Origin of the sequence: Rhodococcus sp. AW25M09 (assembly GCF_000333955.1) — a bacterium.
In the GTDB taxonomy this organism is placed as follows: Bacteria; Actinomycetota; Actinomycetes; order Mycobacteriales; family Mycobacteriaceae; genus Rhodococcoides.
Genome location: NZ_CAPS01000065.1, coordinates 31,819 through 53,490, shown reverse-complemented (window position 1 = coordinate 53,490; position 21,672 = coordinate 31,819). Strand labels below are relative to the sequence as shown.

The following is a 21,672-nucleotide window of genomic DNA, read 5'->3' as shown; positions in this document are numbered from 1 at the left end:
GTCTTTCGTACAGCCCAACAGGCACACCGGTTCGCCGGTGCGCCCCCGTAGCTCAGGGGATAGAGCGTTCGCCTCCGGAGCGAAAGGCCGCAGGTTCGAATCCTGCCGGGGGCACACATCTTTCACGCACGTCACTTCTCGAGGTGACTGCTCGAATGAGACGGTGGACCCCGATGTCCGAGGATCTCCCGCACATCGACACCGTCGTCGACGACCTCTATTCGTTGACACCCGCCGAGTTCGTCTCGCATCGGTCGGGGTATGTCGCCCAGTTCAAGAAGTCCGGCGACAAGGCCGGAGCCACCCGCATCGGGGCTCTTCGCAAGCCCACGGTGGTGGCATGGTTGGTCAACGGTCTCGCCCGACGGGACGAATCGGCCTTGGCGGAACTGTTCGACGTCGGCGAGCAACTCGAACGAGCTCAGCAACGCGGCGATGGCCACCGGTTGCGCGAGTTGTCCACTGCTCGAAGCGCTTCGATACGCACGCTTACCGACAGGGCCGTCTCGATGGGACGCGAACTCGGCATAACCGTCGGCGACAATGCCGCGCGCGAGATTGCCAACACCCTGAACGCGGCGATCGCCGATGTAGATATACGCGACCGCGTCCGTGCGGGCCGAACCGTGGTGGCCGAAACCTACAGCGGCTTCGGACCTGCTCTGCTCACGCTGGTTCCGGACGCCCCCGACGATGACGGAGTTGCCGACGGCGGGCCGGAAACCGGCGATGACGCACCCGAGGACGAGGACACCGCAGACGTCCAGGGGATGCGCGAGGCCGAACGTAACAGACTGCTTGCCGAGCTCGAGTCCGCCGAAAACGAGTTCGATGCTGCGCGCGCTGCGGCCGACGCAGCCCAGTCCGAATCGAAGCAGGCCGAGTCCGAAAATCGAAGCGCTGCAGCAGAAGTCGAGCGCATCGAGGCCGAGCTGGATGCAGCCAGGGCGAAGGCAAAGTCGGCGCGGGCAGCGGAGAAGACAGGTGTCGAGCGAGCGCAGTCGACAGCGGAAGCGCTCGACACCGCCCGCACTCGGGTCACCGAAGCCCAGGCGGCTCTCGACGCGCTCACCTGACCGACCCTGACCTGACTTACCCTGACAGGGTGACCACACGATGGCAGGCCGAGAACTCAGCAGACGATTCCGAGCGTTACATCGAACGATTCGACCGCCTGGCCGAGCAGGGTGTGGACCTGCACGGCGAAGCCCGCATGGTCGACGCGTTGGTCTCCCCCGCGTCGAGCATCCTCGATGCCGGATGCGGGACCGGCCGGCTCGGTGCCGAACTGGCCCGACGGGGGCACCGGGTGACTGCGGTGGATCTCGATCCGGTTCTCGCCGAGGCCGCCCGGGCACGTACCGAACTCGAGGTACATGTCGCAGACCTCACGACACTGGATCTGGGCCGAACCTTCGACGCGGCCGTCGCTGCGGGCAACGTACTCGTCTACATGAATCCGGGCACCGAACGCGCAGCGCTCGAACGTATTTGGGCGCACCTGACCGAGGGCGGGGTGTTCGTGACGGGCTTCGCCACCGATCGCGAATACACCGTCGACGCTCTCGACACCGATCTCGAGGCGGTCGGATTCGCCGTCGAACATCGTTTCTCCACCTGGGATCTGAAGCCCTGGCGCGCCGACGCAGACTGGGCCGTGACCGTGGCACGAAAGCCTGCACTGCTGGCTTGACCCAACATGGATCGAGCGTCGAAGATCGACGACCGCGTCATTCGGTAGACGCACGAACCGGACATCGTGGGAGGATGGTGTGTATGCCAGCACCGTCTCCGCTTCCACTCGATCCCATTGCAGAGGCCCACCGCCAGTGGACCGAGCACGGGTGGTCCGAGGCCGCCGACGGTATGGCGGCGGTGACGTCGTTGATGCGTGCGCAGCAGATCATGCTGGCTCGGGTCGAGGAAGCGTTGAAGCCGACGGGACTGACTTTCTCGCGCTACGAGTTGTTGACGCTGCTGACGTTCACCAAGAACGGCGCTCTGCCGATGGCGAAGGCGAGTGCGCGTCTGCAGGTGCATCCCACGAGCGTGACCAATGCTGTCGACCGCCTCGAGTCCGTTGGATACGTTCGCCGCATTCCGCATCCGAGCGATCGACGCACCACGCTGGTCGAAATCACCGAGCAGGGACGCACGTTGGCAGTGCAGGCGACCGAGCGCTTGAACTCGCTGGTGTTCGCCCGTCCAGGCCTCGCGCGAGACAAGATGCTCGCGCTGATCCGCATCTTGGCGGAACTGCGTTCGGATGCAGGCGATTTCGACAGTGACGACATAACAACATCGTTCTGAGTTCAGTCGTGACTCGTCACAACCCAATGGCACACCCGTACCGTTCGTGGTGGAATAACTCTGCGGACGGAGCGGAGTCGTTCTGCTGAAGGGCGGGTCTGGGTGCTGGTATTGGGGGTCGGGGCGGGTGCACACGGTGCACGCGCGATTCTGACGTATCTGGACAGCCCCCACCGAACACCCATCGTGTCGCGAACGGTGCGCCGCGCTCCCGGGCAGTCGTTGGCCACCACGATCGCGACGGGCGTCGATGCCATCCACTCCATCGCTGCAACCATGTCACTGCCGGTGCAGTTCTCCGCCATCGCGTACCGAGTTGCTACCGATCCAGGGTCGGTCGCCACCCAGGGAACGGCCCGCAGTGCGTCGTTGGTACCGGAAACCGCTGCGCAAGTGCGCTATCTACGTTTCATCGGGCTGGTACCCAAGCACGGTGTCACCGTGCTGTGCGATATCGGCAGCACCGGAACCACTGTCACCGTCATCGATCTCGCGTCCTCCCGGACGCTCATGACGCGCCGAACGGCCACGTTCTGCGGCGACGATCTCGATCACTCGGTTCGCCGGCTGCTCTCGTCCAACGGCGTCCGCGTCGACATCGATGCCAGCCGAGCCTTCAAGGAGCAACTCAGCGTCGACTCCGTCGTCAGCACAATGGATCCCACCGGCGCAGCGCGGCATGTACTGACCCGGCGCGACTTCGACGATCTCATTGCCGGGCCGGTGCGGTACGCGGGCATGCTCGTGGAGCAGACCCTCCAATTGTCCGGTGCGAGAGCTCAGTCCATCGTCGTGGTCGGCGGCGGTGCGAACATCACCTCGATAGCGCGGTCGCTGGAGAAACGAACGGGCTTGACGACGCTGGTGCCGCCGATGCCCGAGCTGGTCTCCGCGCGCGGAGCCGCCCTCCTGTCTCCGGACAGGTAGGACGGCCTGGCACCTGCCTACCGATGCGCGAAGTTCGGCGTCCGCTTCTCGATGAACGCCGACATACCTTCCTTCTGATCCTCGGTTGCGAAGGTCGAATGAAACGCGCGGCGCTCGAACAGCACACCCTCACGCAGGCTGGACTCGAACGATCGGTTCACCGCTTCCTTCGCCATCATGGCGACCGGCAGTGACATCTCGGCAATGGTGGTCGCTGTCGCGACGGCGTCGTCGAGAAGGTCCGCTACCGGCACGATGCGCGAGACGAGCCCCGCCCGCTCGGCCTCGTCGACCTTCATGTTGCGACCGGTCAGACACATCTCCATCGCCTTGGCTTTGCCTACCGCACGGGTCAACCGCTGCGACCCGCCGATTCCCGGGATGACGCCCAGCTTGATCTCCGGCTGCCCGAATACCGCTGTGTCCGAGGCAATCAGCACATCACACAGCATCGCGAGTTCGCATCCTCCACCGAGCGCGTAACCGGACACTGCCGCGATCAACGGAGTACGGGCCGAGGCCAACCGATCCCATGCCGCGAAGAAGTCGTCCAGATACACGTCCATGTACGACTTCGGCTGCATCTCCTTGATGTCGGCTCCGGCGGCGAAGGCTCGCTCGGATCCGGTGATCAATATGGCACCGATCCCGGAATCCGCTTCGAGTTCCTCGACCACCGAGACGACCTCACGCATCAGCTGAGAATTGAGCGCGTTCAACGCCTTGGGACGGTTGAGCGTGATGATGCCGACGCGTCCCCGACGCTCGAGCAGAATCGTCTCGAAATCACTCACTGGTCTGCTCCGTTCGAGCGTTCACGAATGTCGTTGATGATTGCCGAGAAGTCGACATCGGTGCCGCCCCCGGACGTTCCCTTGAATCGTGCGTACAGCTCGGCAGCCTGTAGGCCGAGAACACCCTCGACGCCGTTGTCGCGCAGTGCATTGGCAGCCAAGCTCAGGTCCTTGTCCATGAGCGCCGCAGCGAACCCGGGCTTGTAGTCGTTGTTGGCCGGACTCGTCGGAACGGGACCGGGCACCGGGCAGTTGGTGGTCAGTGCCCAGCATTGACCGGACGCCGTCGACGCCACATCGAAGAGCGCCTGGTTGCTCAGACCGAGCTTCTCCCCCAGCACGAACGCCTCGCTGATGGCGATCATCGATACGCCGAGGATCATGTTGTTGCAGATCTTGGCGGCCTGGCCGTTGCCGGCCGACCCGCAATGCACGACCTTGCGGCCCATCACGTCGAGAACTGCGGCGGCAGAAGCAAAATCGTCCTCGGAACCGCCGACCATGAAAGTCAGCGTCCCGGCTGTGGCACCCCCGACACCGCCCGAGACCGGCGCGTCGAGACTGCGGTGGCCGGCCTCGTCGGCGAGCTGGTGCGCGGCATGGGCGTCGGCGACGTCGATGGTCGAGGAGTCGATGAACAACGTTCCCGGTGCAGCCTCGGGCAGCAGGTCTGCGTACAACCCGAGTACCAGCCTGCCGTTGGGCAGCATCGTGATCACGGTGTCGGCACCGGCGACGGCAGCGACGGCCGATTCCATGACGGTGACACCGTCCTTCGCGGCCTGTTCGAGCGCCGCAGGCACCAGATCGAAGCCCTGCACCGTGTAACCGGCCGCGGCCAGATTGGCGGCCATGGGCCCGCCCATGTGGCCCAGGCCGATGAAGCCGATCGTCTTCTCGCTCATGACTGCTCACCTTCTGTGTGTGCGTTCGACAGGCCGAGCTCCGCGTCCCCGAGTGGGGCGAAGTACCGGTCGATATCGTCGGGCGTGACGTCCGCCAACGTACGCGGTTGCCACTGCGGGTTGCGGTCCTTCTCCACCACCTGCGCCCGAATTCCTTCGACGAGGTCGTGGCTGCTCAGCGACGCGACAGACACGCGATACTCCTCGTCGAGCACGGCCTCGAGCGACGGCAACGTCGCGGCCCGGCGCACAGAGCGCAGCGTCACCGCCAGCGACACGGGCGATTTGGACGCAATGTCCTGCGCCGCCTGCTGGGCCTCCGGTACCGAGCTGGCAGCGAGCGCATCGATGATCCCCTGAACATCGTCACCGGCGTAGCACTTGTCGATCCATTCCTGCTGACCGACAACGGCGGAGTCCGGTGCAGGCTCACTGAACGTCGAGACGGCCTCACCGACACTGACGGTCCCGAGTGCCGAGTAGAAATCTTCGAGCTTGTCCGACGGGATGTAATGATCGGCGAAGCCGGCTGCGATGGCGTCGGCGGCGTTCATCCGTGCCGTGGTGAGCGCGAAATGAGTGCCGATCTCACCGGGAGCGCGCGAGAGCAGGTAAGTGCCGCCGACATCGGGGACGAAACCGATTCCGACCTCGGGCATCGCGATCTTCGAGCGTTCCGTGACGATGCGTGTGTTGGCATGCGCCGAAAGGCCGACGCCCCCGCCCATGACGATGCCGTCCATGATGGCCACGAACGGCTTCGGAAACCTGGCTATCGCGGCGTTGAGGATGTACTCGTCGCGCCAGAAGTCCTTGCTTCCGTTGCCACCGTCCTTGGCGTCGTGATAAATCGACACGATGTCGCCGCCCGCGCACAGTCCGCGCTCGCCGGCACCGGTCAGCAGAACGGCGTCGACGGCGTCGTCGGTCGCCCACTGTGCCAACGTCGGTGCGATCTCACGCACCATCGCGTGATCGAGTGCGTTGATGGCCTTGGGGCGGTTGAGGACGATCCGGCCGACACTGCCGGAGACCTCGAGAATCACGTCGCTCATGCCGCACCCACGATCGACCGAGCCACGACCACGCGCATTATTTCGTTTGTCCCTTCGAGAATCTGGTGGACCCGTAGGTCACGAACGATCTTCTCGACGCCGTATTCGGCGAGGTAGCCGTACCCGCCCAGCAACTGCAGCGCTCCGTTGGCTACCTCGAATCCGGTGTCTGTTCCGAAACGCTTGGCCATCGCGCACATTTCGACCTTGTCTGCAGTGTCGTTCTGCAGGGCGTCCGCGGCCCGCCACAGCAGGGTGCGCGCGGCCTCGAGCTCGGTCTTGAAATCGGCCAGCCGGAATTGCAGGGCCTGAGCATCGAGCAGTCGTGCCCCGAAGGCCTTACGCTCGGCCAGGTACGCGACGGCCTTGTCCAGAGCGGACTGCGCGCCGCCGATCGAACACGCGGCAATGTTGATGCGGCCGCCATTGAGCCCGTTCATGGCGATCCGAAAACCATCGCCCTCGTTGCCGAGTAGATTCTCGGCCGGGACACGAACCCCTTCGAGAACGACCTGCCGAGTGGGCTGTGCGTTCCACCCCATCTTCTTCTCGTTCGCTCCGAACGAGAAGCCCGGCGTGCCCTTCGGCACTATGAACGCCGAGATGCCTTTCGGCCCGGGTGCACCGGTGCGCGCCATGACGACGTACACCTCCGACGTCCCGGCACCCGAGATGAACTGCTTGACGCCGTCCAACACATACTCGTCACCGTCTCGAACGGCCTTGGTGCTCAGCTTCGCGGCATCCGATCCAGCGCCGGGCTCGGTGAGGCAGTAGCTCCCCAACTGGTCCATCGCGCACAGGCCCGGAAGCCAGTGCCGTCGTTGGTCGTCGCTGCCGTAGGTGTCGATCATCCAGGCGACCATGTTGTGGATGGAGATGTACGCCGCGATCGACGGATCACCGGTGGCCAGTTGCTCGAATATCCGCACCGAGTCGACTCTGGTCAGCCCTGATCCGCCCACGTCCTCACGAATGTAGATGCCGCCCATTCCCAGACCCGCCGCCTTGCGCAGGACGTCGACCGGGAAGTGCTTGGTCTGATCCCAATCGATGGCGTTGGGGGCCAGGAACTCGTCGGCGAATTCGCGAGCGGTCTCGTTGATCGCCCGTTCGTCCTCGTTGAGTGTGAACATCGCTCGATCAGTCCATGTTCGGAATGACGAAGTGATTCTGCGCAGCTGCCTCTTTGGTGCCCGACGGCCAGCGCTGGGTGACGGTCTTGGTCTTGGTGTAGAAGCGAATCGAGTCGGGTCCGTGCTGGTTGAGATCGCCGAATCCCGAACGCTTCCAACCACCGAACGTGTGGTAGGCGATCGGCACCGGAATCGGCACGTTGACGCCCACCATGCCCACCTGCACGCGGGAACAGAAGTCGCGAGCGGTGTCACCGTCGCGGGTGAAGATGGATACGCCATTGCCGTATTCGTGCTCGGTGGGCAGGCGGAGCGCGTCCTCGTAGTCCTTGGCGCGGACGACGATCAGGACGGGTCCGAAGATCTCTTCCTTGTAGATCCGCATATCGGTGGTCACTTTGTCGAACAGTGTTGCGCCGGCGAAGAATCCGTTCTCGTGGCCGGCCAGACTGAAGCCGCGTCCGTCGACAACGAGCTCCGCGCCCTCGTCGATACCGATCTGGGTGTAGTCGTTGACCCGCTTCAGTGCATCGCTACCCACGAGCGGACCGAAGTCCGCGTTCTCGTCGTCGGAGCGGCCGATCTTCAGCTTCGCCACCCGCTCGGTCAGCTTGGCGACGAGCGCATCGGCGGTCTCCTCACCGACCGGAACCGCGACGGAAATCGCCATGCATCGCTCGCCGGCCGAACCGTAGGCAGCACCGAGAAGTGCGTCGGCGACCTCGTCCAGATCGGCGTCGGGCATCACCAGTGCGTGATTCTTGGCTCCGCCGAAGCACTGTGCGCGCTTGCCGTGCTGCGCTGCCGTCTCGTAGATGTACTGCGCGATGGGCGTCGAGCCCACGAAGCCGATGGCCTTGACGCGGTCGTCGGTGAGCAGCACGTCGACGGCGTCCTTGCCACCGTTGACCACGTTGAACACGCCGGGCGGGAGTCCGGCTTCGAGGAAGAGCTCGGCGAGCTTGAGCGGAACGGACGGATCACGCTCGGACGGCTTCAGGATGAAGGCGTTGCCGCAGGCGATGGCCGGTCCGGCCTTCCACAGCGGAATCATCGCGGGGAAGTTGAACGGGGTGATTCCGGCGACGACGCCGAGCGGCTGACGCATCGAGTAGACGTCGATGCCGCCGCCCGCTCCCTCGGTGTACTCGCCCTTGAGCAGGTGCGGAACACCGACGGCGAACTCGACGACCTCGACGCCGCGCTGCACATCGCCCCGCGCGTCCGCGATCGTCTTGCCGTGCTCGGAGGACAGCAAGCGCGCGAGTTCGTCCATGTCACGGGTGACCAGAGCAAGGAATTTCATCAGTACGCGGGCCCGACGCTGAGGGTTCCAGGTGGCCCACTCACGTTGCGCCTGTTCGGCATCGGCGATCGCGGCCTCGACCTCGGAGACGTCGGCCAGAGGTACACGGGCCTGCACCTCACCCGTGTTGGGATCGAAGACGTCCCCGAACTTTCCGGAGGTGCCGGCGACATGCTTGCCACCGATGAAGTGCGTGAGTTCGCGAGTCATGGAGTTCGTCCGTCCTGGAGCGTGAAAGTGAAGTACGCCCATCCTATAGTCGGATGTCCATGTAAGTCCACACCGCACTACATCCGGTCGTAGAACTGTCTCAGGTCGGCGCAGGCCGCACTGACCTCGGCCTCGTTGGAGCCGTCGGCCCGGAAGATTCGACGCAGGATCAACGGGTCGAGATCGTCCATTGCGGGAGCGAACGACACCTGGGGAAGTTGGGGGAAGGACGCGTGATCTGCGAACCAGTCGTCGGCATCGAACTCGTCACCCCCGTCTCCGACCCCCTCGATCAGCTGATCGAGATCGACCCCACGAAGTGTCAGGATGGTGGCCGCAGACGCGTCGATGTGTTCTGCTGCGATGTACATCAGCGCCGCCGCGTGCTTGCACGGCCAGCCATCGTCGGGGCACGTGCAATCGAAATCGAGCTGTCCCTTGTCGTGCGGCAGCAACATAGCCGCCAAAGCCTGCGGAATGGCATTCGATGCCAACTCGGCCAGCATTCCAGGATTCGATCGAACCCGGTCGACGAGCGCGGCAACCTCACCCTGCGAGAGCGGATCGACGGTGACCGAGGCCGAGAACGGCTCGAGCTGACTGCCCTGCACCTCGCCGTATATCTGCCCGCGCTCGACGCCGAGATTGAGCACCTGCCCCTGGCGCGCATAGGTTCTGCCCCGTGCAATACGACCCGGATCCGCCAGGTCTTCCATCGCAGCGACGAAGTGTCTACCCCACCAGGTCTGCCCGAAGGCTCCACGTTTGTTTCGGGACTCGATTCCGCCCTTGGCTTTTCGCCGTTTTCCGTACTGCGAGAAGTCTGCCATCACTCCCCCACCGCATCCTCACTGAGACGGAACAGTTCCTGCAGTTCCGCAGTGTCCATTTCGGTCACCCAACTCTCGCCGGTGCCCACCGCCAGATCAGCCAGGCCCTGTTTCGAGACGAGCATCGAGTCGATCCGCTCCTCCACGGTGCCCACACACAGCAGTTTGCGCACCTCGACGTTCTTGCGTTGTCCGATCCGAAACGCCCGGTCCGTCGCCTGATTCTCCACCGCTGGATTCCACCAACGATCCAGATGCACAACATGATTGGCAGCCGTAAGATTCAATCCGGTACCACCGGCCTTGAGTGAGAGCATCATGATCGGCGGACCGTCCGCGCTCTGAAACTTCTCCACCATTGCATCGCGCTTGCTCTTGCTCACACCGCCGTGCAGGAACGGCACCTCGGCTCCGAACCGGTCCGCGAAGTACGGTGCCACGAGCTCGCCGAACTCCCGGAACTGCGTGAACAGCAACACCTTCTCGTTGTCGCCCAGAATCGAATCGAGCATGTCCTCCACCAACCCGATCTTTCCGGACCGGTGCTGGCCTCTCTTGAGCACAGGCGAGCCGTCGGACAGGAAATGAGCCGGGTGGTTGCACACCTGTTTGAGGCGAGTGAGCGCGGACAGCACCGCACCCTTCCGCTTCATCCCCTTCGCGTCCGCGATCTGCGCCATCATCTCGTCGACGACCGCCTTGTACAGCGCTGCCTGCTCGGCTGTGAGGTTGGCGCGCACTGTCATTTCGTTCTTGTCGGGCAGATCCGAGATGACCGTCGGATCGGTCTTGACGCGGCGCAGAATGAACGGTGACGTAATGGCACGCAGCCGCGAGACGGCGTTCTCGTCGTTCTCACGCTCGATCGGCACGGAAAATCGTTTCCGAAAATCGGACGGCCGACCCAACATTCCCGGATTGGCGAAGTCGAGAATCGATCTCAGCTCGTCGAGACGGTTTTCCACCGGCGTTCCGGTGAGCGCCAACTTGTGTTCCGCAGGAATGGCTAGCGCGGCCTTGGCTTGCACGGTGCCCGCATTCTTGATGTGCTGAGCCTCGTCCAGTACCACGCGCCGCCATGTCTGCTCCGACAATTGCGCACGATCCTTGGCCATCAGCGCATACGTGGTGACGATCAGATCGTGTTCGGCGATCGCCTGATCGAGCTCGTCCCCCTTCGACCGAGCCGGACCGTGGTGCACGAGGACGCGTAGTGCGGGCGTGAACTTGTGCGCCTCGCGCTGCCAATTGCCCACCACCGACATCGGTGCCACCAGCAGCGTCGGCTTCGAGCTTCGTTCGTGGGCAAGCAGTGTCAGCACCTGCAGCGTCTTACCGAGCCCCATGTCGTCGGCCAGCACCGCCCCGAGTCCGAGCCGACTCATGAACGCGAGCCAGTCCAGTCCTCGCTGCTGGTACGGCCGAAGAACTGCGTTCACGCCGTCGGGCACCGGGATCGACTCCGGCACCGCCCCGGGCTCGAGCAGCGTGGCCGCCCATCCGGTGGCGCGGATGTCCTGAACCGGTGCCGGGGGTGGATCGGCCAACGTCATCTCACGCATCAGCGTGCTCAGCGCAGTCCCGTCGCCGTGATGCTCGGCGACGTACCTCGCAGCCCGGGCGAGCTGTCCGCCGTCGGCCAGCACCCATTGACCACGCAGCCGTACGAGATCGCCCTTGGCGACGGCGAGCTTGTTCATCTCCGCCTCGGTGAGCACCATGTCACCGAGTTGGAGCTGCCAGTCGTAGGACACCAACTCGTCCATGCCGACCGCGCGGTCAGCGGCAGCTTTCGTCACCGCAGGGGACTCGACTCGCAGCCGCATCGACGGGTCCAACCGAGTCCAGGCCCGCGGCAGCAACACCGTCGTTCCGGCGGTCGCCAATGCCGTGGCGCCATGTTCGACGAGATCGATGACGACCGAGGTGGGGAGCAGCAGATCGAGGGTGCCTTCCTGGGACGGCAGATCCCGCAGCCTCGGGTAGGCCGCGACGGCCTCACCGAGCTTGCGCACGGCGATCGACAGCAGGGCCGCATCGACCTTGCGGCTCATCGGAACCGGACGTGGCGCTTCACCGTCCGCGCGCAGACACACCTGGAGCGTCCAGAACGACTCCACCGACTCGGTGCCCTCGGGTTCGTTGTCATCGGTTTCGTCGTCATCGGGTTCGAGCAGACGCAGCACCAGAGACGGCTCGTCGACGGTGAGACTTCCGCGCCAGTTCTCCAGTAACGTCGAGATCTGTTGGGTGCCGTCTGCATACGGGTCGTCACGAATCAGAGCAGACAGCAGCGGATGCTCCGAGTCCGGTCTACCCAGAAGCGATCTGACTATCGGATCGGTGAGCTCCTCGACCACGTCGTCGAGGACCTTCTTGGGCCGCTCCGACGCACGCTGCACCGACGGCATCGACACGGCGAGTTCGCTGAGCCAGGCGCGTTGACGCTCACCGCCGACCAAACGCCAGCGCGGCCACCATTGCCCGTCCATCAATTTCAGCGCAGGAACCACCCGGCCGCCGCGGACCCAGCGTTCGATTCCACGCGCGACGTGCGCCAGGAACAGCAGATCACCGGAGATCAGCGCGTGGTCGGGTGGCGTCCGCAACAGCAGGTCCGCTGCATCGTGCGGGGCGAGTGCGATCGCCGGAACCTGAACGGGTGCCCGCGCGGTCGCGCTGTGGCCGGCCGACGGAAACGACACCGACGCACGGTGCCGAAACGTCCTGGTGAGGATCTGAGAGTGAGTTGGAGGGAGATCGGGTTCGTCGCCGGTGGTGACCTCGTCGTCCCACAGCATCAGCCCCGCACCGGGAGACCACAGACCGTGCAACATCGGTCCATCCAACCAGGACGCACCGACATCTCCTCGGCGAGGCAGTCCGACGCCACCGCTCGGTCCGGTCCGTAGGGCACAGTGTTCACATGATCGCGTACGGCTTCAGCGAATACGGCGGACCCGAGACCGAGTCCCTGCTCGACCTACCCATCGCAGAGCCCGGGTCCGGGCAAATTCTCGTCGCGGTGCACGCAGCCGGGGTGAATCCCGCCGATTGGAAGGTGCGGGCGGGCAACCGCAAAGACACCGTGCAGATCACCCTGCCCGCGGTACTGGGGCGGGAAGTGTCGGGCACCGTCGTCGGGGCCGGCTCCGGTGTGGCCGAGTTCTCGGTCGGTGACGAAGTGTTCGGGGCGACCGCGTCGGGATACGGCGGCTACGCGCAGTACACCGTGCTGAACGCGTCGAGCACTGCGCACAAGCCCGATTCGGTGTCCTGGGCAGCCGCAGCCACTCTGCCGGTTGCGGCCGGGACCGCCTACGACTCTCTGCGCGGGCTGGCGTTGGTTTCGGGCAACACGCTGCTCGTGCTCGGCGCTGGAGGCGGGGTCGGATCGTCGGTTCTGCAGCTGGCGCGCGCCGATGACATCGACGTTCTCGCCGTCGCGAGCCCCGGCAAAAGGGAATGGATCGAGAGCCTCGGTGCCGAGTTCGTCGCCGCCGGCCCCGACTACGTCCATTCCCTTTCGCGACCGGTCCACGGCATCGTCGACCTCGTCGGCGGTGACACGCTGCGCGCGGCCGCGTCCAATGTGCACTCGGGGACACCGATCGTCAGCGTCGCCGACCCGACGCTGGCCGCCCGGTGGGGCGGGTCCGGAGCACAACGTGATCGCACCACCGCCGCATTCACTCGGTTGGCAGATCTGGTGACGAACGGCGTGCTTCGACCGCGCATCGACCACGTCTTCCCACTCGACCGCGCCGGTGAGGCTCTCGCTCTCGTCGAGAACGGGCACGCTCTCGGCAAAGTCGTCGTCGAGGTTCGTTGACTCCGGCTGTCAGCGTGCGGAGTCACTGTCGGTACCGTCCGGCACACTGCTACCCCGAAGGCCGAATGCACAGATCGAAGATGGGGTGTGTGTGAAAAAAGTGTGGGTAGCCGTGGCGCTGGTGATCGCTGCGGTGGTGATGGCCGGCTTCGGGTCGTGCGACCGGCCGGTGATCCCGGGCTTCGCTCCGGCCGCGCCTGCACCTGGTAGCCCTACCCGAGTGCAGATCGACGAGCTGCTCGCCCAGGTACGCGTGGTCGCTGCCCGGCCCGACGCCCTCGGGTACGAGCGCGGATGCAAGAGCGGTGAAGGGTGCGTTTTCGGGCCTGCGTGGACGGACGACTACGACGGGCCGGGCGGCCACGACGGCTGCGGAACTCGCGACAATGTGTTGGCGCTGTCGATGACCGAGGTCGAGTTTCGAGAGCGCACCCACAACTGCGTCGTGCTGTCGGGCATGCTCTCCGATCCGTATTCCGGTGAGCGACTGCAGTTCACCAAAGCCGATGCCGGGCAGATTCAGATCGACCACGTCTACCCTCTGTCCGCCGCGTGGGACATGGGAGCGAACACATGGTTACCCGACAAGCGCATCAGATTCGCCAACGACATCACCTTCAACCTCTTGGCGGTCAACGGAGCCGACAACCAGAGCAAGAGTGACAAGACACCCTCACAATGGATGCCGCCGAATGCGGCCTACCACTGCTTCTACGCGGGTAAATACCTCTCCGTTGCCGCTCAGTACGAGCTACCGATCACCGAGGCCGACAACAGTGTTCTCGGCTCGGTCGCGTCGACGTGCCAAGGGTAAGGTCAGAACGATGTCAACGGCACCGTCGCGCAGCTTCCTCAACCGTGAGACGCAGCTGTGCATGTCTCTGTCCGGCCGACCGAGCAACATCGGGACGCGCTTCCACAACTACCTGTACGACGAGCTGGACCTGAACTTCGTCTACAAGGCATTCACCACCACCGATCTTGCCGCCGCCGTGGGTGGCGTTCGCGCGCTGGGCATTCGAGGCTGCGCCGTCTCCATGCCGTTCAAGGAAGATGTCATCGACCTGGTCGACGTCATGCACGAGTCCGCGAGCGCGATCGAATCCGTCAACACCATCGTCAACGAGAACGGCGTTCTGCACGCGTACAACACCGACTACCAGGCCATTGCGAATCTGCTCGCGACACAATCCTTTCCGCCCGATTTGTCGGTGGCCGTCACCGGAAGCGGCGGCATGGCCAAGGCTGTCGTTGCTGCACTGCGCGATTCGGGTTTCACCCGTGGCACCGTCGTCGCCCGTAACGCGAACACCGGCTCTGCCCTCGCCGAGAACTACGGCTACGCCTGGTCTGCCCAGGCAGTGGCCGCAGACCTATTGGTGAACGTCACCCCGGTGGGGATGGCCGGTGGACCCGACGCAGATTCCGCACCGTTCACCGACGAACAGATCGGCGCGGCACACGCGGTGATCGACGTCGTCGCCATGCCGTCGGAGACGCCGCTGATCGTGGCCGCCCGCGCGGCGAACAAACCGGTGATCACCGGCGCGCAGGTCATCGCCCTGCAGGCGGCCGAGCAATTCGTCCTCTACACCGGTGTGCGGCCGTCGGACGAGCAGATCGCGCGCGCATCGACGTTCTCTCGCAGCTGACTCAGAGGTGTTGCCACCGAGGCTTGTTGGCGTAGGCGTAGCGGTAGTACTCCGCCAACGCCAGCGACGACGCCGCGGCCTCGTCCAGCAGCACGCTCACGTGCGGGTGCCACTGAATTACCGATGCAGGGCAGTGCGCCGACAACGGCCCCTCGACGGCGGCAGCCACCGCGCGCGCCTTCGACTCCCCCGTCGCGATCAGCACCAAGTGACGTGCCTCGTCGATGGTGCCCAGGCCCTGCGTCAGTACGTGGTGTGGCACGTCCTCGGGTGCGTCGAAGAAGCGGGCATTGTCTGCGCGCGTCTGTTCGGTGAGCGTCTTCACCCGAGTCCTGGACCGTAGCGAGGATCCGGGCTCGTTGAATCCGATGTGCCCGTCGGTGCCGATTCCCAGGATCTGAACGTCGATACCACCGGCTGCTGCGATCGCCGCGTCGTACCGCTGCGCCTCCACCGAGATGTCGTCGGCTTCGCCGTCGGGAGAGAACACCGCGTCGTCGTCCAGATCGACGTGGTCGACGAAGTTCTCCCGAATGAACGAGAAATACGACTGCTCAGCACTTTTCGGCACGCCGATGTACTCGTCGAGCAGAAAGGCCCGACAGTGCGAGAACGACAGCCCCTCGTCGCGATGCCGTCTGGCCAGTTCGCGATACGTGCCCACCGGTGTGGATCCGGTCGCCAATCCCAATACCGTCTGCGGGGTACGAACCGATCGCTCGACGATGTCTGCGGCGGTGCGGTCCACCTCGGCGACCCCATCGTGGATCACGATCTCCATCTACTTGTCCTCCTCGATCGCAGCTCCACCTTTGATGACGTGCACCGGTTCGAAGTCGGAGTCGACTACGACTACGTCGGCTCTCATTCCCTTCTCCAGGCGGCCGATCTGGGAACCGAGGCCGATCGATCTGGCCGGAGTCGACGCCCCTGCGCGCACCGCCTGGACCAACGGCACACCGGCATTCTTCACGGCCCGGCGCAGCAGATCCAACGCGGTCGCCGTCCCACCCGCAATCGGCGCCGTCTCGGGATCTGCGTCGCGGGACAACCGTGCGACCGAGTCGTGCACGGTCACGTCCAGTGGTCCGAGTCGATATCGCCCGTCCGACATACCGGCCGCAGCCATCGCGTCGGACACCAGTGCGATCTGCGCACCACCGACGAGATCGAACACCGCACGCACGGTCTCGTCGGCAAGATGCACTCCGTCACCGATCAGTTCGAGCACCATCACACCGCGGGCCGCGGCTGCCAAACACTCGCTCACCGGCCCCGGTGCACGGTGGTGCCAGGTCGGCATTCCGTTGAACAGATGGGTGGCCGTGATCGGCCCGTTTCCCAGCGACTCGATACCGCGGCGGGTGGTGAGCGCGTCGGCGTCCGTGTGCCCGATGCTCGGCAGTATGTCGTTCTCCCGCAGCACCTCTGCGACAGCGTCGAAACCGTTCACCTCGGGCGCGAGAGTCATCGACCGCACCGCGCCACGGCCTGCGCCCAGGATGTCACGCAGCAAGCCAGGGTCACCGCTGCGGAGCGAGGCCGGATCCTGAGCGCCGCAGCGAGCGACGGAGAGAAACGGCCCCTCGATGTGCACGCCGGCGATGTCGCCGGACTCGTACAGATCGGCCAAGAGCGACGTCTGCCCGATCAGCCGTTCCGGCGGTGCCGACACCAGCGAGGCGAGCATCGTCGTGGTGCCGCGCGAACGGTGATGCCGCACCGCAGTCATGAGATCGGCGGCTGCGGAATCGGGGAACGACGCCCCTTTGCCGCCATGGCAGTGCACATCGACCAAGCCCGGGAGGATCGTCGAATCCGATTGCGATACCGCCTCCCCCGTCCAGCGTCTACTGGGTCCGACCCACGAGATCCGATCTCCGGTCAGTGCGACGACGCCGTCCTCGATCACCTCCTCGTCCGTGACGACGCGACCTCGCAGCGTTCTCGTTGTCGACCCGGTCATGCCTGGGTCGGTTCGGCTGCCACATCGTCCTCGCGGCCCGGGGTGCGCAGGTTCCACTTCTTGATGACGAAACTGAACAGGAAGTAGTAGATCACCGCATAGACAAGGCCGATCGGAATCAGCAACCATGCCTTGGTGGCAATCCCGTAGTTCAGCAGGTAGTCGATGCCACCGGCGGAGAAGAAGAACCCGTCGTGAATTCCGAGCGCGTTGCACAGCGCCATCGAGGTTCCGGTCAGCACAGCATGGATGATGTAGAGCGGCCAGGCAACGAACATGAACGAGTACTCGAGCGGCTCGGTGATGCCGGTGACGAAGGCAGTCAGGCCGGTGGACAGCATGATTCCGCCGACGATTTTCTTCTGTGACGGCTTGGCGTTGCGGTAGATCGCGAATGCCGCGGCCGGAAGCGCGAACATCATGATCGGAAAGAATCCGGTCATGAAGACTCCGGCGGACGGGTCACCGGCGAAGAACCGGTTGAGGTCACCGCGCACCAACTGCCCGCTCGCATCCTGGTAGTCGCCGACGAGGAACCAGACGACCGAATTCAGAATGTGGTGCAGCCCGGTCGGAATCAGCATGCGGTTGGCGAACCCGTAGATGCCGCTGCCCACCACGCTGTGATCGGCGACGGTATTCCCGACCCAGTTGAGCGCGCTGTAGAAGATCGGGTAGACGAACGACATGATCACGGCAACAACGAGACCGGTGATCGCGGTCAGGATCGGCACGAGCCGACGGCCGCTGAAGAATCCGAGGTAGTCGGGCAACTTCTGCCGGTAGAACCGCTGCCAGAGGATGGCAGAGAGCAGGCCGATGACGATACCGGCCAGCACCCCGTAGTCGATCACGGCCGGGTCGCCGTTGGCGTCCACCTTGCCCTCGAGGACCACCGGCGACATTGCCGTGAAGACACCGTTCATCACCATGTATCCGACGACCGCGGCGAGCGCCGTCGAACCGTCCGACTTCTTGGCCCAGCCGATGGCGATACCGACGGCGAAGATCAGCGGAAGCCACGTGAACACCGCCTGACCGGCGGCAGAGATGACCGCGGCGGCGGTCCCCAGCGCGCTGAATCTGCCGAGCAGGTCGTCTTGGCCGAGCCGCAGCAGAATTCCGGCGGCGGGCAGAACGGCGATCGGGAGCATGAGACTGCGCCCGAATCGCTGCAATCCGGCCAGTGACCGGGATTCCTTCTTCGACTCGGTGTCGACCGAATCCGTTTTCTTCGGGGTCATGGCGACCTTCTCTTCGAGGCTGGTCCTTCGAGGATGAATTCTGTTGTTGTGACCGGGTGCCATCAGGGGTACTGTCCGGTCATTACCAGTTGTAGTTTGACCAGGTGGCAGGCTCATGTCAACCCAGACGTGTGATCCGGCCGACAGGAAATACGGCCAACAGAGAGTAGGAACAAACCATGTCCAAGGCGGATGCAATCGTGAAGGGCCTCGGCGGCGCCGACAACATCGTCGAGATCGAAGCATGCATCACTCGGCTCCGTACCGAAGTGAAGGACGGCTCGTTGGTCGACGAAGCAGCCCTCAAAGCGGCAGGGGCCCATGGCGTGTTCCACAAGGGCACAGCCGTGCAGGTCATCGTCGGCCCCGAGGCGGACACGCTCGCAGAAGACATCGGCGACATTCTGTGAACGGCAGCCGGACTGTCCTCAGTCCCGTGGCCGGCCAGGTGTTCTCGCTCGCCGACGTGCCGGACCCGGTGTTCTCCGCGCAGATGGTGGGTTCCGGTGTGGCAGTGCGCCCGGCCCCCAGCAACGGACCCGTCGAGGTTCGTTCACCGGTCGAGGGCAAAATACTCAAGCTTCATCCACACGCGTTCGTCGTCTTCACCGACGACAAGGCGGGCGTCCTGGTACATATCGGTATCGACACCGTGAAGATGAAGGGCGAGGGCTTCGAACTCGTTGCGGCCGAGGGTGATCGTGTGCAGGCGGGTGACCTCGTCGTCACCTACGATCCCACCGCGATCGCGGCAGCGGGCTACTCGGATGTGGTTCCCGTGGTGCTGATGGACTCGAAACCGGACTCGATCACGAGCACACAAATCGGCAGCGACGTGACAACGGGTGATCCGCTGTTCGAGCTGCCCTGATCTCACCGACGCGGGGTGGTGCGGCGTCGGCCTTCCACCTCCATCGACAGCTGATACCGATCACATCGGTACCAGCTCTCGGTGTGTTCGAGGGGCTCGTCGCCGCTGAAGGAGACACGGTCGAAGTACAGCACCGGGGCGCCGCGCTTGGTGCCCAGCAGAGTGGCGGTATCACTGTCGGCCGCAGTCGCTTTGACGGTCTGCTCGGCCCTGTCGATGGTCAGCCCGTAATGGGTGTGCACGGCCTCGTACACCGACTTGCTCAAATCGTGGTCGATCAGACCGGGAAGCAGCGACGCGCGAAACCAGCCATCGTCGACGCTGACCGGTTCGGCGTCGGCCAATCGTAGACGCTTGACGTGGTAGGTCTGCTCCCCGTCGGCCAGACCCAGAGCACGAGTTGTTGCGGCGGAGGGGTTTTCGAGCCGCGCAAAGAGCACCACGGTCGTGGGGGTCAATCCTTGCGCGCGCATCTCCTCCGAGAACGATGCCAGGTGCAGACGCGATTGCACGGTGCGACTGGCAACGAAAGTACCTTTGCCGCGGACCCGCACCAGATGTCCGTCGTTGACGAGCTGTCCGATGGCTTCCCGGACGGTGATGCGGCTGACGCCGTAATCCTCCATCAACTTCCGCTCGCTCGGCATCAAGTCGCCCGGTTGGAGCTCTTTGGTGCAGCGATGCAACAGAATTGCGCGCAGTTGTTCGTGCTTGGGGACCTGACTGTCCCTCAGATGTACGGGCATCACCACTGCGCCGGCCTTTCGGTCACTCGCCGGACCAGCGGTACGGACTGGTCCGGTCCAACCAAAGACTACGTCACGCCGGTGGTGGTCCGACAGAATTCCGCTCCCGAGAGGTGCCGGAGAATCGAAGCGATGGGAAACAGCGCGACAGACGTCTGCCCACAGTGCATCATCGACACTCGTGACCACTGCCGACGCCACCGACAGACCCACGCCGCTCTCGACCCCCATCAGTGCTGGAATCGTGGCCTCACTGGTGGGTTTCACCAGCTCCTTCGCCGTCGTCCTGACCGGCCTGCGTGCGGTGGGTGCCACCCCGGCCGAAGCAGCCTCGGGATTGTCGGCGCTGTGCGTGACACAGGCCCTGGGCATGATGTGGCTCGCGCGCCGATACCGACAGCCCATCACTTTGGCATGGTCGACTCCCGGTGCGGCACTGCTGGCCGGAACCGGCGTGGTGGTGGGAGGATGGCCCGCCGCAGTGGGCGCGTTCGTCACGGTCGGGGTGCTGATCGTTCTGACGGGACTGTGGCCCACGCTGGGCGCGCTGGTCTCGAAAATACCGATCCCCCTGGCCCAGGCGATGTTGGCCGGGGTTCTCTTGCCTCTGTGCGCGGCACCGGTGGCCGCGTTCGCCGGCTCCCCCGCGCAAATCGCGCCGGTGGTGGTGCTCTGGCTCGTCGTTCTGCGTTTCAGCCCACGCTGGGCCGTGCCCGCCGCGTTCGCTGCCGCCGCTGCGATCATCGCCGCGGACATCATCGCCAACGGCACCCCGATCGCGGTATCCGACCTGATTCCCCGAATCGACTGGACGGTTCCGCACTGGACCTGGCAGGCGACGATCGGTATCGCGGTGCCGCTGTACATCGTCACGATGGCGTCGCAGAACATCCCGGGGACCACGGTCATGGCGTCGTTCGGTTTCCGAATCCCGTGGCGGGCGTCGATGACCGTCACCGGAACCGGCACCGTCCTGGGCGCGTTCGCCGGTGGTCACACGATCAATCTCGCTGCGATCAGCGCTGCGCTGTCAGCCAATCCCGGTGCCCATCCAGACCCCAAGCGTCGATGGATCGCTGCCTTCACCGCCGGCTGCTCGTATCTGGTGCTCGCATTGCTGGCCACGGCGCTGGCTACCCTGGTCGCCGCGGCACCTGCCGGAGTTGTGGAAACCGTTGCCGGACTTGCTCTGCTCGGGACACTCGCGGCGTCGTTGTTCGGAGCGCTCGAACACAGCTCGGACCGGGAAGCGACCGTCCTGACGTTCCTCGTCGCCGCATCCGGCTCGACGTTCGCAGGCATCGGATCCGCGTTCTGGGCGTTGGCCGTCGGACTTGTGGTGCGGGCAATCCTGCGACGGCAGTCCCCGACGCCGACCGCTCCCGAGAGCACTGATTAGTGTCACGTTCATGACGGATCAGGCGAACGAGAGTGTAGAGTTGTCCCTTGCGTCGGATTTTCCGGCCTTGTGGCCGGTGCCGACCCGGTGGGACGACAACGACCATTACGGCCACGTCAACAACGTCACGTATTACGCGTATTTCGATACCGCAGTCAATGGTTGGTTGATGGAGACGACGGGTGTTGATATCCGAACCCTTCCGGCAATCGGCGTCGTGGCAGAAACATCGTGTCGCTACCTGTCGGAGTTGAGTTTTCCGGATCGCCTTCAGGTGGGGCTGGCGGTGGAGAAGCTGGGCACACGCAGCATCGTGTACTCGCTCGCATTGTTCCGGGAGGCCGCGGACGATGCACTCGAACTGGCTGCTCGGGGGCGTTTCGTGCATGTCTACGTCGACGGCACCACTCGGAGGCCGGTCCCGATCCCACCCGAAATCGAGAGCGCCGCACGCACTCTGGTCATCGGAACCTCGGCCGACTGACTCTC

22 protein-coding genes and 1 tRNA gene are annotated in these 21,672 nt (G+C 64.6%); 12 read left to right on the top strand and 11 right to left on the bottom strand.

What is annotated here, in order from left to right; all coding sequences use genetic code 11:
• The first annotated feature begins 41 nt into the window (after positions 1 to 41).
• The 5 genes from RHODMAR_RS12540 to RHODMAR_RS12520 all read left to right on the top strand — a co-directional run bounded on the left by RHODMAR_RS12540 (position 42) and on the right by RHODMAR_RS12520 (position 3,237).
• A tRNA-Arg gene (locus tag RHODMAR_RS12540) sits at positions 42 to 114 on the top strand.
• Positions 115 to 173: 59 nt separating this feature from the next.
• A complete protein-coding gene (locus RHODMAR_RS12535; RefSeq protein ID WP_008715065.1) occupies positions 174 to 1,076 on the top strand; it encodes a hypothetical protein in 903 nt (300 codons plus the stop codon).
• Between the two features lie 29 nt (positions 1,077 to 1,105).
• Positions 1,106 to 1,693, top strand: a complete 588-nt coding sequence (locus RHODMAR_RS12530; protein WP_051047993.1) for a class I SAM-dependent DNA methyltransferase — start codon at positions 1,106 to 1,108, stop codon at positions 1,691 to 1,693.
• 83 nt (positions 1,694 to 1,776) lie between these two features.
• Entirely contained in the window at positions 1,777 to 2,310 is a 534-nt protein-coding gene (locus tag RHODMAR_RS12525; RefSeq protein ID WP_008715063.1) for a MarR family winged helix-turn-helix transcriptional regulator, read from the top strand.
• 102 nt (positions 2,311 to 2,412) lie between these two features.
• Positions 2,413 to 3,237 carry a hypothetical protein gene (locus RHODMAR_RS12520; RefSeq protein ID WP_008715061.1) on the top strand — a complete coding sequence of 275 codons (825 nt, stop codon included), beginning with the start codon at positions 2,413 to 2,415 and terminating at the stop codon, positions 3,235 to 3,237.
• A gap of 17 nt (positions 3,238 to 3,254) precedes the next feature.
• On the opposite strand, the gene RHODMAR_RS12515 is transcribed toward RHODMAR_RS12520, so the two are convergent.
• From RHODMAR_RS12515 to RHODMAR_RS12485, 7 genes are all read right to left on the bottom strand, one after another.
• Positions 3,255 to 4,031, bottom strand: coding sequence for an enoyl-CoA hydratase (locus tag RHODMAR_RS12515; RefSeq protein ID WP_008715058.1), 777 nt, complete (start codon positions 4,029 to 4,031; stop codon positions 3,255 to 3,257).
• Positions 4,028 to 4,936, bottom strand: coding sequence for a 3-hydroxyisobutyrate dehydrogenase (mmsB, locus tag RHODMAR_RS12510; RefSeq protein WP_008715056.1), 909 nt, complete (start codon positions 4,934 to 4,936; stop codon positions 4,028 to 4,030). The genes RHODMAR_RS12515 and mmsB overlap by 4 nt, the downstream gene beginning before the upstream one ends.
• Complete coding sequence (locus RHODMAR_RS12505; RefSeq protein ID WP_008715055.1) at positions 4,933 to 5,991, bottom strand: enoyl-CoA hydratase/isomerase family protein; 1,059 nt, start codon at positions 5,989 to 5,991, stop codon at positions 4,933 to 4,935. The genes mmsB and RHODMAR_RS12505 overlap by 4 nt, the downstream gene beginning before the upstream one ends.
• The gene (locus tag RHODMAR_RS12500) at positions 5,988 to 7,127 is read right to left on the bottom strand and encodes an isobutyryl-CoA dehydrogenase (protein ID WP_008715053.1); all 1,140 of its coding nucleotides are present in this window, start codon (positions 7,125 to 7,127) and stop codon (positions 5,988 to 5,990) included. The genes RHODMAR_RS12505 and RHODMAR_RS12500 overlap by 4 nt, the downstream gene beginning before the upstream one ends.
• Before the next feature lie 7 nt (positions 7,128 to 7,134).
• Positions 7,135 to 8,643, bottom strand: a complete 1,509-nt coding sequence (locus RHODMAR_RS12495) for a CoA-acylating methylmalonate-semialdehyde dehydrogenase (protein WP_008715052.1) — start codon at positions 8,641 to 8,643, stop codon at positions 7,135 to 7,137.
• Positions 8,644 to 8,720: 77 nt separating this feature from the next.
• The gene (locus RHODMAR_RS12490; RefSeq protein ID WP_042938979.1) at positions 8,721 to 9,473 is read right to left on the bottom strand and encodes an SWIM zinc finger family protein; all 753 of its coding nucleotides are present in this window, start codon (positions 9,471 to 9,473) and stop codon (positions 8,721 to 8,723) included.
• The gene (locus RHODMAR_RS12485) at positions 9,473 to 12,310 is read right to left on the bottom strand and encodes a DEAD/DEAH box helicase (RefSeq protein WP_008715048.1); all 2,838 of its coding nucleotides are present in this window, start codon (positions 12,308 to 12,310) and stop codon (positions 9,473 to 9,475) included. The genes RHODMAR_RS12490 and RHODMAR_RS12485 overlap by 1 nt, the downstream gene beginning before the upstream one ends.
• Positions 12,311 to 12,399: 89 nt before the next feature.
• Between RHODMAR_RS12485 and RHODMAR_RS12480 the strand changes: the two genes are divergently transcribed.
• The 3 genes from RHODMAR_RS12480 to RHODMAR_RS12470 all read left to right on the top strand — a co-directional run bounded on the left by RHODMAR_RS12480 (position 12,400) and on the right by RHODMAR_RS12470 (position 14,957).
• Positions 12,400 to 13,305, top strand: coding sequence for an NADP-dependent oxidoreductase (locus tag RHODMAR_RS12480; protein ID WP_008715046.1), 906 nt, complete (start codon positions 12,400 to 12,402; stop codon positions 13,303 to 13,305).
• A 139-nt stretch (positions 13,306 to 13,444) separates the two neighbouring features.
• Positions 13,445 to 14,119: an HNH endonuclease family protein gene (locus RHODMAR_RS12475; protein WP_081605987.1), complete on the top strand. Its 675-nt coding sequence runs from the start codon at positions 13,445 to 13,447 to the stop codon at positions 14,117 to 14,119.
• 10 nt (positions 14,120 to 14,129) lie between these two features.
• Positions 14,130 to 14,957, top strand: coding sequence for a shikimate 5-dehydrogenase (locus tag RHODMAR_RS12470; protein WP_008715041.1), 828 nt, complete (start codon positions 14,130 to 14,132; stop codon positions 14,955 to 14,957).
• 1 nt (position 14,958) lies between these two features.
• Here the strand turns inward: RHODMAR_RS12470 and nagB are convergent, their stop codons facing one another.
• Genes nagB through RHODMAR_RS12455 form a run of 3 tightly spaced genes read right to left on the bottom strand, consistent with a single transcriptional unit; the run spans position 14,959 to position 18,167 of the window.
• The gene (gene nagB / locus RHODMAR_RS12465) at positions 14,959 to 15,738 is read right to left on the bottom strand and encodes a glucosamine-6-phosphate deaminase (RefSeq protein ID WP_008715040.1); all 780 of its coding nucleotides are present in this window, start codon (positions 15,736 to 15,738) and stop codon (positions 14,959 to 14,961) included.
• Entirely contained in the window at positions 15,739 to 16,923 is a 1,185-nt protein-coding gene (locus tag RHODMAR_RS12460; RefSeq protein WP_042938977.1) for an N-acetylglucosamine-6-phosphate deacetylase, read from the bottom strand.
• Positions 16,920 to 18,167, bottom strand: coding sequence for a PTS transporter subunit EIIC (locus RHODMAR_RS12455; RefSeq protein ID WP_008715036.1), 1,248 nt, complete (start codon positions 18,165 to 18,167; stop codon positions 16,920 to 16,922). Before RHODMAR_RS12455 ends, RHODMAR_RS12460 begins: the two co-directional genes overlap by 4 nt.
• 179 nt (positions 18,168 to 18,346) lie before the next feature.
• Here RHODMAR_RS12455 and RHODMAR_RS12450 point away from each other — a divergent pair, with 179 nt between their 5' ends.
• Both RHODMAR_RS12450 and RHODMAR_RS12445 read left to right on the top strand, forming a co-directional pair.
• Positions 18,347 to 18,577, top strand: coding sequence for a glucose PTS transporter subunit EIIB (locus RHODMAR_RS12450; protein ID WP_008715034.1), 231 nt, complete (start codon positions 18,347 to 18,349; stop codon positions 18,575 to 18,577).
• Entirely contained in the window at positions 18,574 to 19,038 is a 465-nt protein-coding gene (locus RHODMAR_RS12445; RefSeq protein ID WP_008715032.1) for a PTS sugar transporter subunit IIA, read from the top strand. Before RHODMAR_RS12450 ends, RHODMAR_RS12445 begins: the two co-directional genes overlap by 4 nt.
• Before the next feature lie 2 nt (positions 19,039 to 19,040).
• On the opposite strand, the gene RHODMAR_RS12440 is transcribed toward RHODMAR_RS12445, so the two are convergent.
• The gene (locus RHODMAR_RS12440; RefSeq protein ID WP_042938994.1) at positions 19,041 to 19,787 is read right to left on the bottom strand and encodes a GntR family transcriptional regulator; all 747 of its coding nucleotides are present in this window, start codon (positions 19,785 to 19,787) and stop codon (positions 19,041 to 19,043) included.
• 178 nt (positions 19,788 to 19,965) lie between these two features.
• Here RHODMAR_RS12440 and RHODMAR_RS12435 point away from each other — a divergent pair, with 178 nt between their 5' ends.
• A complete protein-coding gene (locus tag RHODMAR_RS12435; RefSeq protein WP_008715028.1) occupies positions 19,966 to 21,183 on the top strand; it encodes a benzoate/H(+) symporter BenE family transporter in 1,218 nt (405 codons plus the stop codon).
• A 10-nt stretch (positions 21,184 to 21,193) separates the two neighbouring features.
• Complete coding sequence (locus RHODMAR_RS12430; RefSeq protein ID WP_008715027.1) at positions 21,194 to 21,667, top strand: acyl-CoA thioesterase; 474 nt, start codon at positions 21,194 to 21,196, stop codon at positions 21,665 to 21,667.
• Positions 21,668 to 21,672 lie beyond the last annotated feature (5 nt).

Coding starts and splice junctions, on each gene's coding strand:
- RHODMAR_RS12535 (WP_008715065.1), top strand. CDS start 174: ATGTCCGAGGATCTCCCGCACATCGACACCGTCGTCGACGACCTCTAT.
- RHODMAR_RS12525 (WP_008715063.1), top strand. CDS start 1,777: ATGCCAGCACCGTCTCCGCTTCCACTCGATCCCATTGCAGAGGCCCAC.
- mmsB (WP_008715056.1), bottom strand. CDS start 4,936: ATGAGCGAGAAGACGATCGGCTTCATCGGCCTGGGCCACATGGGCGGG.
- RHODMAR_RS12505 (WP_008715055.1), bottom strand. CDS start 5,991: ATGAGCGACGTGATTCTCGAGGTCTCCGGCAGTGTCGGCCGGATCGTC.
- RHODMAR_RS12500 (WP_008715053.1), bottom strand. CDS start 7,127: ATGTTCACACTCAACGAGGACGAACGGGCGATCAACGAGACCGCTCGC.
- RHODMAR_RS12495 (WP_008715052.1), bottom strand. CDS start 8,643: ATGACTCGCGAACTCACGCACTTCATCGGTGGCAAGCATGTCGCCGGC.
- RHODMAR_RS12490 (WP_042938979.1), bottom strand. CDS start 9,473: ATGGCAGACTTCTCGCAGTACGGAAAACGGCGAAAAGCCAAGGGCGGA.
- RHODMAR_RS12485 (WP_008715048.1), bottom strand. CDS start 12,310: ATGTTGCACGGTCTGTGGTCTCCCGGTGCGGGGCTGATGCTGTGGGAC.
- RHODMAR_RS12480 (WP_008715046.1), top strand. CDS start 12,400: ATGATCGCGTACGGCTTCAGCGAATACGGCGGACCCGAGACCGAGTCC.
- RHODMAR_RS12475 (WP_081605987.1), top strand. CDS start 13,445: ATGGCCGGCTTCGGGTCGTGCGACCGGCCGGTGATCCCGGGCTTCGCT.
- RHODMAR_RS12470 (WP_008715041.1), top strand. CDS start 14,130: ATGTCAACGGCACCGTCGCGCAGCTTCCTCAACCGTGAGACGCAGCTG.
- nagB (WP_008715040.1), bottom strand. CDS start 15,738: ATGGAGATCGTGATCCACGATGGGGTCGCCGAGGTGGACCGCACCGCC.
- RHODMAR_RS12460 (WP_042938977.1), bottom strand. CDS start 16,923: ATGACCGGGTCGACAACGAGAACGCTGCGAGGTCGCGTCGTCACGGAC.
- RHODMAR_RS12455 (WP_008715036.1), bottom strand. CDS start 18,167: ATGACCCCGAAGAAAACGGATTCGGTCGACACCGAGTCGAAGAAGGAA.
- RHODMAR_RS12450 (WP_008715034.1), top strand. CDS start 18,347: ATGTCCAAGGCGGATGCAATCGTGAAGGGCCTCGGCGGCGCCGACAAC.
- RHODMAR_RS12430 (WP_008715027.1), top strand. CDS start 21,194: ATGACGGATCAGGCGAACGAGAGTGTAGAGTTGTCCCTTGCGTCGGAT.